The organism is Kocuria arenosa (assembly GCF_042879215.1).
GTDB lineage: Bacteria > Actinomycetota > Actinomycetes > Actinomycetales > Micrococcaceae > Kocuria > Kocuria arenosa.
In genome coordinates this window covers 246,102-264,935 of record NZ_JBHZTA010000003.1, presented here as the reverse complement: position 1 = coordinate 264,935, position 18,834 = coordinate 246,102, and the positions used below count along the sequence as shown (strand labels likewise).

11 protein-coding genes are annotated in these 18,834 nt (G+C 65.8%); 8 read left to right on the top strand and 3 right to left on the bottom strand.

The window, feature by feature from the left end; translation table 11 throughout:
* Position 1 precedes the first annotated feature (1 nt).
* Positions 2–3,196, top strand: coding sequence for a helicase-related protein (locus ACFYE3_RS07215; RefSeq protein ID WP_387607476.1), 3,195 nt, complete (start codon positions 2–4; stop codon positions 3,194–3,196).
* Positions 3,183–4,910: a DrmB family protein gene (drmB, locus tag ACFYE3_RS07210; protein ID WP_387607474.1), complete on the top strand. Its 1,728-nt coding sequence runs from the start codon at positions 3,183–3,185 to the stop codon at positions 4,908–4,910. Before ACFYE3_RS07215 ends, drmB begins: the two co-directional genes overlap by 14 nt.
* Before the next feature lie 127 nt (positions 4,911–5,037).
* Here the strand turns inward: drmB and ACFYE3_RS07205 are convergent, their stop codons facing one another.
* The 3 genes from ACFYE3_RS07205 to ACFYE3_RS07195 all read right to left on the bottom strand — a co-directional run bounded on the left by ACFYE3_RS07205 (position 5,038) and on the right by ACFYE3_RS07195 (position 11,984).
* Positions 5,038–6,186 (bottom strand): DNA cytosine methyltransferase, encoded by a 1,149-nt coding sequence (locus ACFYE3_RS07205; RefSeq protein ID WP_387607472.1) that lies wholly within the window; start codon positions 6,184–6,186, stop codon positions 5,038–5,040.
* A gap of 17 nt (positions 6,187–6,203) precedes the next feature.
* The gene (locus ACFYE3_RS07200) at positions 6,204–7,187 is read right to left on the bottom strand and encodes a DNA cytosine methyltransferase (protein WP_387607470.1); all 984 of its coding nucleotides are present in this window, start codon (positions 7,185–7,187) and stop codon (positions 6,204–6,206) included.
* A 126-nt stretch (positions 7,188–7,313) separates the two neighbouring features.
* Positions 7,314–11,984, bottom strand: coding sequence for a DEAD/DEAH box helicase (locus ACFYE3_RS07195; protein ID WP_387607469.1), 4,671 nt, complete (start codon positions 11,982–11,984; stop codon positions 7,314–7,316).
* 683 nt (positions 11,985–12,667) lie between these two features.
* Between ACFYE3_RS07195 and ACFYE3_RS07190 the strand changes: the two genes are divergently transcribed.
* From ACFYE3_RS07190 to ACFYE3_RS07165, 6 genes are all read left to right on the top strand, one after another.
* Complete coding sequence (locus tag ACFYE3_RS07190) at positions 12,668–13,948, top strand: MFS transporter (protein ID WP_387607467.1); 1,281 nt, start codon at positions 12,668–12,670, stop codon at positions 13,946–13,948.
* A gap of 14 nt (positions 13,949–13,962) precedes the next feature.
* A complete protein-coding gene (locus ACFYE3_RS07185) occupies positions 13,963–15,078 on the top strand; it encodes an NAD(P)-dependent alcohol dehydrogenase (RefSeq protein WP_387607464.1) in 1,116 nt (371 codons plus the stop codon).
* Between the two features lie 2 nt (positions 15,079–15,080).
* Positions 15,081–15,983, top strand: a complete 903-nt coding sequence (locus tag ACFYE3_RS07180) for a helix-turn-helix domain-containing protein (RefSeq protein ID WP_387607463.1) — start codon at positions 15,081–15,083, stop codon at positions 15,981–15,983.
* Positions 15,984–16,191: 208 nt separating this feature from the next.
* A complete protein-coding gene (locus tag ACFYE3_RS07175; RefSeq protein WP_387607460.1) occupies positions 16,192–16,602 on the top strand; it encodes a BatC protein in 411 nt (136 codons plus the stop codon).
* 2 nt (positions 16,603–16,604) lie between these two features.
* Entirely contained in the window at positions 16,605–17,810 is a 1,206-nt protein-coding gene (locus ACFYE3_RS07170; RefSeq protein WP_387607458.1) for a cupin domain-containing protein, read from the top strand.
* Positions 17,811–17,877: 67 nt separating this feature from the next.
* Positions 17,878–18,717, top strand: a complete 840-nt coding sequence (locus ACFYE3_RS07165) for a sucrase ferredoxin (RefSeq protein WP_387607457.1) — start codon at positions 17,878–17,880, stop codon at positions 18,715–18,717.
* Positions 18,718–18,834: the final 117 nt, after the last annotated feature.

The window sequence follows — 18,834 nt, the reverse complement described above, 5'->3', positions numbered from 1 at the left end:
TGTGGCCGATCTCTACGGGTCGGCCGACGACGAACTCCTGACGGAAGACCCACTCGAGCGCTACATCGTTGGTATTCTTCACCCTCGGACTTCCGACGGTGCCCAGGCAACCGTCGAGGTCGCCGACGAGACACCGGACGACGAAGCCGGTGCAGCCCCCGACGCGGATTACGACCCGGGCGTCTCGTTCGCCAATCTGCGTTATCCCTCGACGATGGGGATGACTTTCGGTCTGACGAAGTCCACGGCGCAGATCGCGGTGGAGATCGAGGTGGACCGTTACGAACCGGAGGCCGGCTCCGAGGGCAGCGGCGGGGACGAAGAGGGGGCCGAGATCGCCGGACGCAGGCCTGGAAAGCGGAGCCGGCGCTGGCGCCGTGTGCCGTTCGGCCCTCGGACCGAGTACCTGGACGTCGTGCCCGGTATGCCAAGGGATAGATGTCTCGACGATGGACTCAAGTTGCGCGTCGTCGTTCGTCCTGTTCATGACGACGTTGTAAACGTGACCCTTGTCCTGGTCAACTCGTTCCCCAGGCCGGAGAAGGGGCGATCGGACATGTGGTGTTGGTTCCGGCCGGTGATCCGGGTGCGCGCTCTCGGCGGGGAGTTCGCGGACCGGCGGCCGGACCGTGTGCTCGAACACATGGACGGCGACGAGCGAAGCGGTGAGCTGCTCTACCGCGCTCAGCGACATCTGGCCGTCGGGCACGGCGTGGCCGTCACATGGGACGAAGCCCCGACGGTCACGGAGGTCTCGACGACGTTCTTCCCCGCGCACGACCTGTCGCTCGCGCAAGCCGAGCGTGAGGACGTCACAGGACTGAGCATGAAGGCGCTGGCAGAACCGGGCGTGTTCGAACCCCTCGAGAGGCTCGTTGGCACCTACGAGAGTTGGATTGCGACGCAGGAGCGCCAGCTTCATATGCTCATTCCCGAACATTCAGCGACCTCGGAGCAGCACATCCGGACGGCGGAGAAGCACATCGGGGAAGCCAGAGAGGCTGTCGGGCGGATGCGGCGCGGTATCCACGTCCTCACCCGTGATGCATCCGCCGATCGAGCCTTCCGTGTCATGAACGCTGTGATGCAACAACAGCGTGTGCGGCAGGAGATGATCCGCAGTGGCGCGAGGACCCCGCCCGACATCGAGGGCGAGTGGCGACCGTTCCAGATCGCGTTCGTCCTGTTGAATCTCGAAGGCCTTGCCGATCCCTCCAGTGCTGACCGCGATGTCGCCGATTTACTCTGGTTCCCGACCGGTGGTGGAAAGACCGAGGCATACCTGGGACTCATCGCTTTCGTATTAGTTCACCGACGGCTGCGTGGAGCCGGTGAGGACAGCACCGGCGCCGGGGTCGGAGTCTTGATGCGCTACACGCTCCGACTCCTCACCCTCCAGCAGTTCGAGCGTGCAGCCGGCCTGATCTGCGCGCTTGAGGACTGGCGGCGCAGTACTCGTGAGATGGCCGGGAAGGAGTCCTTTTCCATCGGGCTGTGGGTGGGTCAGGGTGCCACCCCGAACAATGCGAAGGACGCTGCCAAGGCTTTGAAGAAGCGGTTAAGCGATGAGGATCCCGGCGACGGTGGCGACCCGGTCCAGCTACTGAGGTGTCCCTGGTGCGGTTCTGCTCTTGGTCCGAGTGACTACCATGCTGACGTCCACAGGGACGAGGTGACGGTCCGATGCCCGAACATCGAGTGCGAGTTCCATGCTGGTCTTCCTGTCCATCTCGTGGATTCCGACGTCTACCGGAGGCGTCCCTCCTTGGTCATCGGAACCGTCGACAAGTTCGCAATGCTCGCGTGGCGCGCCCCGAGCGGGCGGCTTTTCGGGGCCGGGGACGACGCTCCGCCGGATCTCATCGTGCAGGACGAGCTCCATCTGATCAGCGGCCCGTTGGGTACACTCGTCGGTCTCTACGAGACGGCCATCGACCATCTCGCAACGGACAGTGAGACCGGCGTTCGACCGAAGTTGGTGGCGTCGACGGCGACCATTCGTCGGGCGGCTGAGCAGGTGCACGCCGTCTTTGCCAGGGAGGCGCGGCAGTTCCCGCCTCCCGGGATCGATGCCGACGATTCCTTCTTCGCCGTCGACGCCGCCCCTGACGTCAAGGGCACGCGGCGCTACGTCGGTCTCATGGCCCCGAGCACCAGTCACGCAACACTCCTTGTCCGCACCTACGCCGCTCTGCTGCAGGGAGCCAAGGACCTGGACGCAGATCCCAAGGTGCGGGACGCCTACTGGACGCTCTTGGGGTACTTCAACAGCCTCCGGGTCCTGGGCGCCGCGTACATCCAGTCCATCGACGATGTGCGCGACCGCATCAAGGTGGTGGCGAAGCGTCTCGGGTCGGAACCGCGTGAGACCCGGGATCCTCGTGAGATGACTTCGCGTAAGAAGTCGAGCGAGATCCCTCACGAGCTGAACGCTCTCCAAACCGCGTTCCCCGACGCTGGGAGTCCGGACATCGTGCTGGCCACGAACATGATCTCCGTGGGCGTCGACGTCGACCGATTAGGCCTCATGGCGGTGATGGGTCAACCTCAGACAACCTCGGAATACATCCAGGCCACCAGCCGTGTCGGTCGGCGGCATCCAGGACTGGTTTTCACACTGTACAACGCCTCCCGATCGCGGGATCTCTCGCATTACGAGGCGTTCACCTCCTACCACCGTGCCCTATACAAACAGGTGGAAGCGACCGGAGCGACGCCGTTCGCGCCACGAGCCCTCGACCGCGGCCTCCACGGACTCCTCGTGATCCTGGCGCGGCATACGATCGCCGCATCGGCGGACGACAAGTCTGTCAAAATGCCCATCGAGTCAGGCGGTCTCAACGACGTCGTCGATGTGATCGTCACACGAGCGGAAAAGGTCGAACCTGGAACCGGCGAAGAAGTTCGAGCAGCTCTGGACAAACTCATCGAAGCCTGGAGGCACGCGGTCGAGACCGGGACGGTCGTCCAGTACGTGCGGTGGGCCATGCAGAAGTCCGACGTCCGAGCACTAATCAGCCCAGCCGGTGCCTCCGGGAAGGACGACACCACCGGTGAGCCGCTTGCTGAGATCTTCCCACCGCTCGACCCCCCATGGCCGACTCTCACGAGTCTGCGCAACGTGGACCGCGAGAGCACCCTCCAGATCACCTCGACCAAGAAGACGAAGGCGGTGGCCGGCGATGGCAACCAGTGACCTGCCACGGGCCCGACAGAGTCAGCTCGTCACGACCTACGGCATCGGCTCCCTGTTCCCCTCAGGCGAGCAGAGTTACATGATCTGCGGAACGGATGAGTGGGACGACACATGGTGCCCTGCGGTGGAGGAGCCACGCCTGGCGCGATCGCTGGGAGTGCACACGTTCCGGGCACCGTCGACCGGCCGCCGCAAGGGAGACGTTCCGGTCGTACGGTTCCCTATGTATCACTACTGCCCGAAGTGTCGACGGCTCGACCGATTCTGGAACTTCGACGCGAAGAAGATGCAGTGCACCGACTGTCTCCGGGACCTGACGCCATCGCGATTCGTCGCCTGCTGCGAGAACGGGCACATCGAGGACTTCCCGTACTTCCAGTGGGTGCACCGCGGATCGGGTGCTCGTACGAGCGCGGAGCATCGATTGACGCTCGAGTCCCGTGGCGCGTCCTCGTCCCTGGCGGATATCGTCGTCAGGTGTGCGTGCGGGGTACCCCCGTACTCGCTGGACGGTGCCTTCTCGCGCCATGCATTGATCGAGATCAAGAAGTGCGGCGGTAAGCGCCCGTGGCTTCCCGAGGCGCCCGATGAGGAATGCACGAAGCCTCTCCGTGCCCTGCAACGGGGGTCCTCGAACGTATGGTTCGGGGCCGTTCGCTCGAGCATCTCGATCCCGCCGTGGTCGAGTCCCAACGCTCAGTTCGTGACCAAGCACTGGGCACTCCTCGAGCATTTTCCCGAAGACGCCCTCAACGCCGCATTGCCTGGAATGATCGCAGCCTCTCCTCACATGGGTGTCTCGGTCGACGGGATCATCGACATCATTCGTCAACGTCGGGGACTCAAAGCCGCAGCTCAACCCACGGACCAGGACCTGCGCCAGGAGGAGTACCGTGCACTGATCGACGGCAACGACGGAGGGCCCCTCGACACTTTCCAATGTGTTGAGGTGGACATTGCGCCCTCCATCGAAACCTTCGTGCAGCAGGTCTGCAAGGTCACGAGGCTGCGAGAGGTACGCGCCCTTCATGGCTTCTCACGGGTCAGTCCTATGCCCACGGACACCACCAACCCACAACTGGCGAAGTTGAGCGCCCATGACCCGGTATGGCTTCCCGGGACTGAGGTCCTGGGGGAGGGCATCTTCGTACGGCTCCGGGAACAGATGGTCTCCGAGTGGGAGAAGACCGTGCTGGCGTGTCACCGGAGGGACATGCTGGCGACGTCGCTCGAGCACAGGGCGATCGAAGCGGGAGCGCCGGCCATCGAAGCTCCCACGGCACGATTCCTCGCCATCCATTCCCTCGCGCACGCGCTCCTGAAGGAGCTGAGCCTTGACGCAGGCTATCCGGTCGGCTCCATGCGTGAACGAATCTACGCCGAGCCGAACCAAGCAGGCTTCCTCGTTTATACGGCTTCAGCGGATGCTGCCGGCAGCCTCGGTGGACTTGCGCGTCTGGCCGAGGAGGATCGGTTTGCCAACGTCCTCCTCGCCGCGGTATCCCGTGCTGGGTGGTGTTCGAACGACCCGGTTTGTTCCGAGTCCGGTCCCTCTGGAACCGACGGGCTGAACTTGGCCGCGTGTCATGCGTGCCTGCTGCTCCCGGAGACGAGCTGCGAGCACCGCAACATCTATCTGGACCGGGTGTCCGTCATCGGCTCGATGGACGAGAATGGAAGTTTGGCAGGCGGTCTGATGACCTCCTCGGACTGAACGTTCACTGCTACTCGGCCTGACGAAGCGCCCTGCAGTACACCTGCGAATCACTGGTGTACCGCAGGGTGCTTTTTCTGCAGACAAGGGCTCAGTGGGTTTCTCTCGGACCGGACCGGAGAGAACGCTATGGCCTACCCACCGGCATGAGAGGTTGTTCCGTCCTGATGCATCCGCTGGTGCCGAGAGGGGCGTCCGCCAATCCTGCTCCGTGCCTGGTCTCGGACCACTTCGCGCTCACGGCGGTATCAATGTCCTCGGCCCCCAGCGGAAGTCCAAGAGCTGCCGCAAGCACATGGGCGGCCAGACGTGGTGGGATCGCGTTGCCTATCTGTTGCGCAACATTCCTGCCGGACCAGGGGTAGTCCCTCGGGAAGGTCTGCAGCAGACCTGCTTCGGCAAGGCTGAGTCGATCGAGCTCGACTTCGGTGTTCCTCAAGAACAGACGGTTGCGGGACACCTTGCCGGTAACGGTTGCAGCCGGTTCATCGGATCGTCTCCTGCCTCTGAGCTGAGGGTTCCCTCCGGTGCCGTAGTTGGAAACGACCTCGAAAGGCCCTCGCGAAGGCAGGGTCTCACCTATGGATCTCCACGGCAGGAGAGCGGAATCCCCTTCTGTTTGGCCAATTCCTTTTCGGTAACGGCGATGAGTCGGTCGCGGGAGCGCCACTTCGAGATCCTGGCTGGCGAGGAGAATGGCTCGTCTCCGTGTTTGCGGAACCCCGAACTCCTCCGCGTGAAGAAGCCCTGTGGCGGTGCTGTACCCGATTTCCCTAAGGACCTGAGCCACGGCTTTCCACACCGGGAGTACCGCTGGAACCTGTTCCAGGACGATGGTCGAGTACGGGTGTCCGGCGCGGTTCGCCTCTAGGGCCCAGCGCAGTGGTTCTAGGACGAGTCCCGTCCGGACATCGTCCAGAGCTCCGACTTCTTCCGCCACGTCCTGTTCAAGGGCCATCCGCCGGACGAATTGCAGTACCTGGTCCAGAGCTTTCCTACCGCTGCCCGTGCCGGCCACGGTATAGGTCTGACAGGGTGGGCCGCCAGCAAGGATCGATGCATTTTCGAAATCTGTGGGTGACCAGATGCGGACGTCGTCCTGCTGGGTCGTGAGGCCAGCTTGGGCACGGGTGGCACATGCGTCGGCATCCCATTCGATCCCGACCACAGGAATGCCGAGCCAATGAGCTGCCACGTCGAGGCCGCCAGGACCGGCGAAAAGATCCACCATTTGAGCTGGCCGGGCCGGTGGGACGGCTGAATGCAGGGCGGTCATGATGTTCGATGGTATCCCTAGCTTGTCGAACTTCCCTCCGTGGCGGGTGGGGTGGGCCTCAAAGTGGCGGCAATGGCTTCTCCCACGGCTCGGGCCAAGGGAGGCGGGGTCGCATTGGCGATCTGTCGGTACCGGGCGGTCTTTCGTCCGGCGATCTCCCATTCCGGCGGAAAACCCTGGAGTTGTGCCACCTGCGAATTGGTCAAGGGCACCATGCCCTTACGCCCGCTGGAGGGCGCCCACACGAAATCTGGGCCGGGGACCTCGTCGGCGACTGTGGCCCCGTCCACTCCCATTCGTGCCCATGACTTCTTCGATCCTGTCGGTCCAAGGTCAGCTCCGCCCCGCTCCCACGATCCGCCGACCAGCGTGGGGGCCACTCTGCTCGCTTGTCGTGCCCACTCAACAGCAGCTGGCCAACCGCGAGAAGCCATGGAATTCAATAGAGCTTCACCGGTTGTCGGAGGGGGCGATCCGCAGGAAGAGGGTGGATCGAAGGTGTCCATGAGGCTATCCGCCAAGGCCACCAGGAAGCCATGTTTGCGGTCCTGGGGTACGCCGAAATCTGCCGCGTTCAGGACGAACCAGACGTACCGGTAACCGAGGTCCGTCAGTTCGGACTGCACCATTGCCCGTGTGGGCTCGTAGACGTCGGATTCCGCCAGCTCTGCCATGTTCTCGATGAGAAGAGCTCGCGGTCGGACGGAGCGCAACAGCATTACGGTCGCTATGAGCAGCTCCATTTCTTCACTGTTGCCGCGGCCACGGTTGGCCGTGGCCGCGGTCCGTACCCTTGGCAATCCTGCTGCCAAGAGATCAATGTCATGGATCTCCGCATGGTCGGCCGGATCGAAGGCAAGGAGGTCGGCACATTGGACGTTCCAGTGCGGACGATTCAGGCGGAGAGTGTCGCAGGGCTGTGGTCGGAGCTCGAGAAGGAGCGTGGGATCGAATCCGGCCTGTTCGAGTCCGAGTGCAAGACCGCCCGCACCAGCGCACACTTCGAGGGATCGGCGACGCCTCCCGTCCCGTGAACTCGGTTGCTCCGGATCGTGGTCGGGTTGAGGGTGTTCTAAAGATGTGGTGCCGACACTCCAGTCCGGGACGGCGTTCTGTTCAGGAGCTCTTCAAACATCGGCATAGTCGGGATCCCATAGGTACTCGAAGTGGGCGAAGGCGAGGATGGTTCCGAACTGTTCCACGTTGTCCTGGACGTTGACGATCGTGGTCCAGTCACTTCCGCCGTTCTTGGGCCCGCGAAGTCCTCGCCCGACCATCTGCAGATACCGATTTGGCGAGAAGGTGGGACGTGCTACGTATACGGTGTCGACTCCAGGAGCATCGAAGCCCTCCGACAGAACGTTGTAGTTTGTCAGCACATGGATATCGCCTCGTCGGAAGTCCTCGATGGCCGCACGGCGGGCTGCCCCAGAGGTCTCCGCCGAGATGGACGCCGACTTGAGACCCATGTAGGTCAACGTCGCTGCCAAGGCTTGAGCGTGATCCACGGAAGCGGCGAAGACGATCGACGACCTCTTGGACCCGCGCGCAAGAATGTCCTTGATGAGTGCCTTGTTGCGCTCCTCGTTTGCGGCCACGGCCGTGAGATCCAGCTGCAGTTCCTTCATGGCCGTCGGCTCGTCGCCGTTCCGCTGGGGTTTGTTGACGAGCATGGGTTGCAGGTCCATTCCGTCGATGATCTCGTGGCGGACCCGGGAAAGAACGCCCAGCTCCTGTAGGTACTCATGGGCTGTCCCCGACGTGAACTGTTCGGGTTGGATGAGATTCCCGTCGAATCGGTTGACGAGCTGCCTCGTCTTTTCCTCGTTGGTGCCCTTGAACGGTGTGGCAGACATGCCCAGTAGGGGCTTCGAACGTTGGCGGTGACTGCGACCGAAGGCTTCGAGAATTCTCGTGTACGAAGAACTCGTGGTGCTGTGCGCCTCGTCGAAGACGAGGATGTCTGCGTCGAACAACCAGTCGAACTCCTTCGTTCGAGCTGGCGAGCCGAGGATCTGGGACGTCGTGTTGGGGGTTCCCACCACGAGGTGGAGTTTGACGTCCTCAGGCTCGGTGGCGCTCGCCATCCCGCCCCAGAAGCGGCTGACCGCCATTCGCTCCCCGTGGGCACCCTGCGCCTGCCACACGTACTTCCACGAGTCGATGGCCTGTTCGCAGAGTTCTGTCGTTTGCGCCAACCACGCGATGACGAAGTTTCCCTGTGCCTCGGAGACATGGCGAATCAGGGACTCTGTCATGGCCCGTGTCTTTCCCGCTCCGGTGGGCAGCATCAGTAGGCCGCGACGATGCGGTGTCTCTCCACGGAGCAGGGACTGAATCTTGTCGCTGACGTCTCGCTGGTAGTCGTGCAGCGGTTTCAGTACGACGGGGCCCAGTACTTCCTCGCGAGGTAAAGGCGGTGGTGACTTCGGTGCGACCCCGGACGGGACCAGGATCTTCAGGAAGTCCCACACGTCTGAGCTCGGGGGAATGTGGTCCGCCTCCCGGGTGGTCAGTCCTGTGAACTGCTTCTTAATCTCCTTGAGGAGGTCCACGCCGTGGATGGAACGAGCGACATCGAACAGCTCTGCCGGACGCAGAGGATCGTCGCGCATGGTCTCGATCATCGTCAGGACGGACGAACCGACAAGTTTCTCCAGAGCCTCCCTGCCCAGAAGATCGGCCAGGAGCTCGTCCAACGGCTGCTCGTTACGATCGGCTTCCTGCGCGATCCGCGCATGATTCAGCTTGATCTCGGTCACCGTCACCGAGAGCCCGTTGGCCTTAATCAGGGCGGCCAGCAGGTTGTCGATCCCCCAACGTCGCCGGATGTAGAGGGTCTTGCCTTCCAACAGCTCAGTTATGTCCTTCGGCGTCCGGGTGTCGTCAAAATCGTTGGATTCGACCTGCTGCAGCTGCTCGCACCACTGAACCTGAAGACGAGTGGTGCCCTTGACGATCTTGGGAAGATGCGGGAGTTCTTCGGTGATCGGCACCGAAGGCCCTGACGGAGTGTGCTCCACAGTGGTGCTGAACGAGATATGCCGAAGAGTCAGGGCCCAATGCTCGGACAGAGCCGCGGCCTTCGTTGGCGAGTCGACGAGAACGACTCGTTGCTCGCCGGCGGACTGCCGAAGGTGTTGATAAGTCCGCTGGGTGCTGGTCACTGAGCAGCTCGAGGCGGCCACAGGCAGTTTCCGGCCGTCTTGTTCCACGACGATGTCGGACGGAGCGGCGATTCCCAACTGAGCGGCCCTTGCATAAAGGTCGTGGAGTTTCGGCACCGTAAGGGCGCGAGCGGCGAGATCGAAAAGTCCAGACCAGTTGACGCGGTCGGTGGCCGTTGGAAGCCTCAACAGCGTATGAGCTCGTCGATCAGCGGGGTATGGAAGGAGGTCGGTCGGAAAGCCGTTCAGATCCCCGACGCACGATCGGGTAGCCACTGGTCCGTAGGGTGTCTGCAGCACGCCGTAGCGGCGCATCCACCACAAATCCGGCTGGTCCACGTCGTCCACGACGGACACGTAGTTCCCGCCGATGTTCGGCGACGTCTTGAAATGGGGTCGATCCAGCAGGGCCACAGTGACCCGGGCACGGATGGCAGGGCTGGCGTCGCGTAGCCGTTCGAGTCCCGGGGTCAGGGAGACCTGACCGAACGAGATGTGGTGACGACCGATCGGGACGCCTTCCTCCCTCAACGCACTCATCAGATCACCAGCCACAGCGTCGGCCCAGGCGACATATGTCGGGTTCTTCGTGTCGCCGGTACGAATCTCTGTGGCGAGCTGCTGCGGCACGTTCAATCGGCGCAGCACGTCCATGTCAGAGCGGTGGAATTGCTCGTCCACCAGTAGTTCCGCGTCGAGAGCATGGTTGTTGGGGAACAGGCCGCCGCGGAGCCATGCTCGATCGATCTGTCGCCACTGTCCGTCCACGCAACGCACCAGGACGGCATCCCTGGCGAGGACGTCCGTGAACAGCGCCACAACATGTCCTCGCTCGCGGACATTACGGGAGATACGCCAAGCGGACTCTATGGCACCGGTGTCGTCAGGGCTTCGTGCCGCGATGAGGAGCTGACGTTTGAGTTGACCGGCGGCGTCCATGTTGTTGAACCCCAGTGCCATCAGCAGGCCTCGGGCTTGTCCATGGGCCACGAAATCCGGATGCAGAACCGACTTGTTGCCCTTGTCCTCCGCAGCTGTTCCGAGGGGCAGCGACATCTCCGTGACGATAGGTCGGCGGAGTCGTCCTGAAGCGTCCAGGACGATGTGGCTCTGACGCATCGCGACAAGGTGATCCGGGTAGCTCTTGTTGATCTTCACGGCCAGTCCGAGGACGGCTTCGAGAGCATCGAAGTTGTTCGGGTCGGCGAGGGCCTCCAGCCATACCTGAACGTTCTTGCGGGCCAGATTCCGGATCCCAAGCAGCCGAATCAGGGTGGCGTTGCGATCCTTGTGATTGATGCAGGTCAGGTGGATCCAGTTGGATATCCCCTGAACGGCGGCAAGGCCGTACCACTCCTCGACGAGGGGCTGATCGTCCCCGTGGGCGGCAATGTCCGGTACAAACAGATCGTCCAGTAGTTGAGGATTCCCTGCCATGTCGGGCAAGGAGCGACTCATGGCGACGGCTTCCATCACCGCCGGGTTGAGGGTTTCATCGGCCCAGCTGTGGGTTTCCCTGCCGCGTGCAGGAAGCATGTCGAGAACACTGCCGGGGTCGATCGGATCCAATAACGAAGGAAGCGCCCCAGCAACCACACGTGGCAAGGTGCGGGTCAGAATTTCCTTGTTGTACAACCCGTCCAGTACGTTGTGCCGGTCCTCGTTCATCTTGAAGGGGGCATTGATGATCCCGGTAAGCGAGGTTTCGGACGTCGTCGGGAAGAAAGTCCAGAGCTGCCCGCGGCGGTTCCGACGCTTACGCGGCACGGCCCAGGAGACCGTCATGTCGTTGCGTGCTGACAGGTGCCCGGCCTCGATCTTCGCGGATTCGGACGGTTCGTGGCGGAGCGAGAACACCTGCCAGTCCGTGGCCTCGCCGTTCCGAGCCAGCCTGACCAAGCCGTTCTCCCCGCGATCCACCGTCCATACAATCTGATCACCGGACCGACGGTCGGAAAGGTCCAACGTGCCGATCCTGTCCGAGAAGAGCATGAATTCGCCGGGGAAGGCCTTCATCTCCGACCACAGCCAAGCGGCATGACGGAGGAGCGGAAGCCTGATCACGGTACTGGCCCAATTCATCAGCTCGGCGAGCACGGGATCCGTCTCTGCGGCGCTGACAGGGTCTACGGGAACTGCGGTGCGAAGTGTAGGGACATCGTCGGCCCGCACGCCATATTCATTGAGGCGCTGGCGCAGGTACTCCCGGTCCCATCGGAACGAAACCGAACGGCTGAAGACCTCAGGTGCCTCCGTCACAGCCAGCACAGATTTGAACCCCAGGCCGAATCGACCGATTTCGGTCCCTGTCTTCTCCGAGGAGTGGGACATGAGAAGGGCGGCCACACCACTCTTCTGGAACGGCATGCCCTCGTTGGCGCAGTAAAGATGAGAATCAGTCAGGACGACCTTGATGCATCCCTCGAGGCCGTCCATCGCGTCAGCCGCGTTCTGGATGAGTTCGTTGATCTGCTTCTTGTTGTATCCGCCCTCGACCACGGTCTGTTCGATGTTCGTCTGCTCCTTGAGCAGACGCGGCTGTGCCTTGAACGCTGCGATGTTCTTGGCGGTCTCCGCCCGAACGAACTCGGCCAGGGGACTATCGGGGCTGCTCCAGTCACAGGAGTTCACGTGTACCTCACAGATCAACGGCGGCGTCAGGTGTAATGCAATTTGCATCGGTTACCGCCCAGTTAATACTTCCATGACAGCGGGAGGCGTCAACGGTTGTACGTCACGGTGGAGTCATGAACATGTAGATCCATCGTCCGCGGGCTTTGGGTACCCCCGCATGCCATAGAGGGTGCCTCCTTCCCATGCCTGGTGCCTGCGCCGACATCGAAGGGCACGGAGGTCGATGTCCCAGGGCGTCAGGAAATCGGCGCCAAGGGCGGAAGGTTGCGCGTAAGGACTTGCCACCGAAATGTTGCGGTGGGAGGCGTTCGTGCTCCTCGCGTTCCCCGCAGAGAGGCTAACGGGACGAAGTTCAGCAAGACGCTCGGTGACCGCTTCACCCTTGGCCCTCCCATCCGGCACCAGGCGGTCCCGTAAGAAATCCTCATGCCCAGCTGTGCGGCCCTAAGACCATTGGGCAGGCCCACCACCACAGTGATGAGCGGGCGCCGCTCTGCACCGTTGAATCCGCCACCAGCGATGCGGTTTCCCAAGGTTCGCATAAAAGTATCAGTCCGCATTGAATAAAGCGGCTAGTGGCCCGCGTCACACCTCCGTAGCGTTGAGGACATCGCGCACCGGCCGACCGTTCTTCTGCTCGCCAGGTGCCTTTCCCTTGGTGTCCACGAAGGAGTACCCGCATGTTCGGCATGCCCCGCCGCCTGCTCTTCGGCTATCTCGCCCTCGCCGTCTTCATGACCGGTGATGGTTTTGAGCTCACGTTCCTGTCCCGCTTCCTCGTCGAGAACGGCTTCACGCCCACCCAGGCCGGCCTCGTCTTCACCGTCTACGGCCTGGTGGTCGCCATCTCGGCGTGGACCACCGGCGTGCTCGCCGAGGTCGTCGGCGCCAAGCGCCTCATGGTCCTCGGCGGCGTGCTCTGGATGGTGCTGCACGTCCTGTTCCTCACCGTGGGGCTGGAGAGCGTGGTCGGGACGATCCTGATCTACGCCCTGCGCGGTGTCGCCTACCCGCTGTTCATGTACTCCTTCGTGGTGCTCATCGCGCAGTCCGTGCACCCCAGCCGCCTGGCCTCGGCCATGGGCTGGTTCTGGGCGTCCTTCTCACTGGGCATCGGGGTGATGGGCGCCTACGTGCCCAGCCTCCTGGTCCCCGTCATCGGCGAGTACGCCACCCTGTGGGCGTCCCTGCCCTTCGTGGCGGCCGGCACCCTGATGTGCGCCTTCCTGGTCCCCGGCGCCCCGCCCGAGACGGACCTCTCCCAGAAGCTGCACGGCGCCGAGCGCACCCGGGAGCTGTTGCGCGGCGTGACCATCCTGGTGGAGAACCGGCAGATCGCCCTCTCGGTGGTCATCCGGGTGCTGTGCAACCTGACGCTCTACGCGTTCCCGATGATGATGCCGCTCTACCTGACCACCGGTGAGATCGGCGGGCAGTCCTGGTTCTCCCTGCCCGAGTGGATGATGCTCTGGGCGATCATGAACACCATCACCATCGGCGCCAACATCGTCTGGGGCCGGCTCGGCGACCGCTACGGCTGGATGCGCCAGATGCGCTGGTTCGGCTTCGGCGGCATGGCCCTCGCGGTCCTCGCCTTCGCCTACGTCCCGGTGTGGTTCGGCCCCAGCTTCCCGGCAATGGTCGGTGCCGCCGTGCTCTTCGCCCTGTCCGTCACCGCGTTCGTCCCGATGGGCGCGATCTTCCCGGCCCTGGCCCCCGAGCACCGCGGCGCGGCGATCTCCGCCCACAACCTCGCCTCCGGGCTGACCACGTTCCTCGGCCCCGGCATCGCCACCCTGCTGCTGCCGGTGATCGGTCCGGTCGGGGTGTGCTGGGTCTTCGCCGGCCTGATGCTCCTCGGCACCCTCACCACCTTCTTCATCCACCCGCCCCAGCCCGGCATCACCACCGAGGACGGCCGGATGCTCCCGCGCCGCGATCGCCTCGCCATGGCCGCCTGAAAGGACCTGAGATCATGAACCCCACCACGCTCACCACCCAGAACCCCACGACCACCGCCGCGAAGATCCCGAGCACCCAGGAGAGCACCATGGACGCCGTCGTCCTCGAACGCCAGCACGAGATCCAGGTCCGGCCCGTCCCGGGGCTGCGCCCGGTGGGCCCCGGCGAGGTGCGCATCGGCGTGCACACCGTGGGCATCTGCGGCAGCGACGTCCACTACTTCACGCACGGGCGGATCGGCCCCTACGTCGTCGAGAGCCCGATGGTCCTGGGCCACGAGGCCTCCGGCACGGTGCTGGAGGTGGGGGAGGGCGTGGACCACCTGGCGGTGGGGGACCGGGTCTGCATGGAGCCTGGCATCCCCAACCCGCGCTCCCGGGCCGCCCGCCTGGGCATGTACAACGTGGACCCGGACGTGCAGTTCTGGGCCACGCCCCCGGTGGACGGCTGCCTGCAGCCGGAGATCATCCACCCCGCCGACTTCACCTACAGGCTGCCGGAGCAGCTCTCCCTGGAGGAGGGCGCCCTGATCGAGCCCTTCGCCGTGGCGGTGCACGCGGTGACGAAGGCCGGCCTGGCGCCGGGCGACGTCGTCGTGGTGGTGGGCGCCGGCACCATCGGGGTGCTCACCGCCATCGCGGCCGCCGCGAGCGGGGCGTCCCGGGTGTACGTCTCGGACGTGGCGCCGGAGAAGTTCGCGAAGATTGAGGCCTACCCGACCATCCACCCCGTGGACGTGTCCCGCCAGGACCTCGGCGAGGCGGTGCGGGACGCCACCGACGGCTGGGGCGCGGACGTGGTGTTCGAGGCCAGCGGCAGCCCGCACGTCTTCGGCAATCTGTGGGAGCTCCCCGCGCCCGGCGGGACCGTGGTCCTGGTCGGCATCCCCGTGGACCCGGTGCCGCTGGACGTCGCCGCCGCCCAGGCCCGGGAGCTGCGGATCGAGACCGTGTTCCGCTACGCCAACTCCTACCAGCGGGCCATCGAGCTCGCCGCGTCCCCGGCCGTGGACCTGGCGGCGCTGATCAGCGCCACCTATCCCTTCGCCGACGCCGTGGCCGCCTTCGAGCGCGGCGCCGAGGGCCGGCCCACCGACACGAAGATCCAGATCCGCGTGGCCGGATTCTGACCGTGGCGGCCACCGCACGGAGCACGACGCCGGAGGACCCCACCTCCCCGGTCCGGGAGCTGGTGATCCCGGACCCGTCGAGCTCCGTGCGGTGGCACCAGCACGACTGGCCCCACCCCCTGGCCCGCTGGCACTACCACCCCGAGGTGGAGGTGCACCTGATCCGGGAGTCCTCCGGGACGGTCATGGCCGGCGACTACGCCGGGCCGTTCGGGCCCGGCCATCTGAGCCTCATGGGGTCCTTCCTGCCGCACAACTGGATCTCCCACCGCGACGACAGCACCGTGGTCCGCAACCGGGACGCGGTGCTCCAGTTCGACCAGGAGCGGTTCTTCGCCGCCGCCGGCACGCTGCCGGAGCTCGAGGCCCTGCGCCCGCTGCTGGACGCCGCGGCCCGGGGCATCGAGTTCACCGGCCGCACCGCCGTCCAGGGCGCGGCGGCGATGGAGGCGGTGAACGGGACGTTCGGCCTCCGCAGGCTGGCCGCCGTGGCCGAGCTGCTGGGCATTCTCGCCGAGTCCCCGGAATCCGAGCGGCGCTATCTGGACAGCCGCGGCGGCACCTACCGGCTGGACGCCGAGGAGGCCGAGCTCTTCAACCGGGCGCTGAGCTACATCACCGAGCACCTGGACGGCCGGATGCTCGTGCCGGAGGTGGCCGAGGCCGTGGGGCTGAGCCGGGACGCGTTCTCCCGGCTGTTCGCCAAGGCCACCGGCGTGGGCTTCAACCGCACGGTCACCCGGATGCGGCTCACCGAGGCCTGCCGGCTGCTGCGCGGCACCGACCTGCCGGTCTCGGACATCTGCTACCGGGTGGGCTTCACCAACCTCTCCAACTTCAACCGGCACTTCCGGGCCACCACCGGCACCACGCCGTCCCGGTACCGGCGGATCGACCAGCTGTGAGTGCGGTCCGTCGTCGTCGTGCGCTGTGGGGAAGCGGTGCACGACGCGCCGCTCCTCGTCGGGGTTCCCTGAGGGTGGCGGGCGTGAGGGCTGTTCCCTCGCCCGCGCCGCACGGATAGCCTCGACATGGGCGGTGCTGCTCACGCATCGCCTGTCCTGGTGACCAGGTGCCGGTGACGGCCCGGTCACTCGAAACTGGGAGGTCAACATGACTGATGCACAGCAGGATCCGAACCAGACGGAAGGTCCCGCCGACGGCGGAGCCTTCGGTGCTCCGGGTATTCAGGACGGCGGTGCCGATGGCGGTGCCGACAGCGGCGCCGAGGGCCCGGCCGACGGTGGAGCGGCCGGCACCCCGGGCGTTCACGACGGTGGCGCGGACGGCGGCGCCGACGGTGGGGCTGACCGCGGCGCCGAGGGCCCCGCTGACGGTGGAGCGGCCGGCACCCCGGGTGTTCACGACGGTGGCGCGGACGGCGGCGCCGAGGGCCCGGCCGACGGTGGAGCGGCCGGCACCCCGGGTGTTCACGACGGCGGCGCGGACGGCGGCGCCGATGGTGGTGCTGACGGTGGTGCCGATGGCGGCGCCGACGGAGAAGCCGGAGCGCGAGGCCTCTGAGAGTGGACGCCGTCCGTGCTGACGGGCAGGACCCCGGCGCCCCTGGCGGCGCCGGGGTCCTGGAGACCCGCCTGATCGACATCGGCCGGGAGCGGTTCGCCCGTGACGTCTGGGGCCGGGCGCCGCTGCTCACGCGCCGGGCGGACGGCTTCTCCGACCTGTTCTCCGCCGACGCCGTCGACGAGCTGATCTCGCGCCGCGGGCTGCGCACGCCCTTCCTGCGCGTCGCCAAGGACGGGTCGACGTTCCCCGACTCGTCCTTCACGTCTCCCGCCGGTGTCGGCGCCACCATTGCGGATCAGCTCGACGACACCGCGCTGTGGCGTCGGTTCGCCGACGGCGCCACGCTGGTGCTGCAGGCACTTCACCGCACGTGGGAGCCGGTCGCGGACTTCAGCGCCGCGCTGAGTAGCGAGCTCGGGCATCCGGTGCAGGCCAACGCCTACATCACCCCGCCGCAGAACCGCGGGTTCGACGACCACTACGACGTCCACGACGTCTTCGTCCTGCAGATCGAGGGGACGAAGCGCTGGGTCCTCCACGAGCCGGTGCACCCGGATCCGCTGCGAGACCAGCCCTGGACCGACCGCCGCTCCGCCGTGGTCGAGGCCGCGAAGGGAAAGGCCCACCTCGACGTGGTGCTCGAACCCGGCGACGCCCTCTACCTGCCGCGCGGCTGGTTGCACGCGGCCCAGGCGCAGGGGGCGGTCTCCATCCACCTCACGCTCGGGATCCACACCTGGACCCGCCACGGCCTGGCCGAGCAACTCGCCCAGGAGGCGCTGGCGCTGCTGACCGAGGACCCCGAGATGCGCCGGTCCCTGCCCCTGGGCGTCGACGGACCGGGCGAGGAGCTCGACACCGTCCGCGAGCGCCTGGTGGCCGCGCTCGCCGCGGCCGATCCCACCCCGCGCTTCCACCGCACCCGCCGAGGACAGGGGCGCCCGGCCCCGCTGGGGCCGCTGGCCCAGCTCGCCGCCGTCCAGGACCTGGGCCCCGGGTCCCCCGTACAGCTGCGCGGTGCACTGGAGGCTCGGCTGGAGGGCCCGCGGCTGAGCACGCGCGTGGGGTGGCTCGACTTCCCGGAGCCCGATCTGCCCGCCGTCTCATGCCTGCTCGACGGCGAGGTGCACACCGCGGGCGAGCTCGGCGTCGAGCTCGTCGAACGACTGTTGCGGGCGGGGGTCCTTGTTCCCTGTGACCAGTGACACCGCCACCGTGAATGCCTCCTGCCGCTTCTGGTGCGCCGACGGAGCCCGAGGGCGCGGCGACCCGATGACGGGCACCGCGCCGCGCGGCGTGGTGTGGGTCCTCATCGAGTACCGAGGCGCATGGCCCGTCAACGGTTTCGACGGCCTGGATCTGGAGCCCGAGGTCAAGGCCCTCGTGTTCTCCGCCGCGCAGGCAGCGCGGGCGCGAGTGCTTCTGGTCCGGCGACACGGCCGCCGCAGCCGTGAGGGCCGCAGCCGGTGGGCCGTGCTGCGCCAGGACAGCTCCGGCGCCTGTCATCAGCGATGGGGAACGTGGCGCCGCGACGAGGACCTCGCGGAGATCGCCACGGCCCTCGGCGTCCCCGGTGAGATCGGCCACCCACCGGTCCTCCTGATCTGCGCCCACGGTCAGCACGATCCCTGCTGTGCGGTGCGCGGACGGCCCGTGGGACGTGCCCTGAGCGAGCGCTGGCCGGATGTGGTCTGGGAGTGCTCGCACGTGGGTGGTGACCGGTTCGCCGCCAACGTCGTCGTGGCCCCGGACGGCGTCTACTACGGAGGACTCGACGCGGAGTCCGCCGTCACCACGATCGAGGAGCATCTCGCCGGCCGTGTGCACGCGGAGCATCTGCGCGGGTACACCGATCTCTTCCCACCGCAGCAGGCCGCTGTCGCGGCCGCGCTCGAACGCTTCGGCCCGGCCGGCCGCCACGACTACACGGTCACCGAGTCGGTTCGCGACGGCGACCGCTGGCGCGTCCGTCTCACCGGCCGCTCACCCCAGCCGGGCCTCATCGACGTCGAACTGCGGTCCCACGCCGCCCCGCCGCATCAGCTGACCTGCCACGGACCCGCCACAAGCTCGGCCCAGGTCTACGAGCTCACCGCGGTGCGCATCGTCTGACCGAACCAGGCGGCCGGAGGCAGGGCTCTGCGGCCGCGACCGAGGACGACGGGGACCGTCGCGTCTCGGGACGTTCCCGGTGACCGGCCTACACCTGGCCGTGCCACCGCGCTAGGC

Excerpts from the sequence above, each read along its gene's own strand:
- drmB (WP_387607474.1), top strand. The coding sequence starts at position 3,183 with ATGGCAACCAGTGACCTGCCACGGGCCCGACAGAGTCAGCTCGTCACG.
- ACFYE3_RS07205 (WP_387607472.1), bottom strand. The coding sequence starts at position 6,186 with ATGACCGCCCTGCATTCAGCCGTCCCACCGGCCCGGCCAGCTCAAATG.
- ACFYE3_RS07190 (WP_387607467.1), top strand. The coding sequence starts at position 12,668 with ATGTTCGGCATGCCCCGCCGCCTGCTCTTCGGCTATCTCGCCCTCGCC.
- ACFYE3_RS07185 (WP_387607464.1), top strand. The coding sequence starts at position 13,963 with ATGAACCCCACCACGCTCACCACCCAGAACCCCACGACCACCGCCGCG.
- ACFYE3_RS07175 (WP_387607460.1), top strand. The coding sequence starts at position 16,192 with ATGACTGATGCACAGCAGGATCCGAACCAGACGGAAGGTCCCGCCGAC.
- ACFYE3_RS07165 (WP_387607457.1), top strand. The coding sequence starts at position 17,878 with ATGACGGGCACCGCGCCGCGCGGCGTGGTGTGGGTCCTCATCGAGTAC.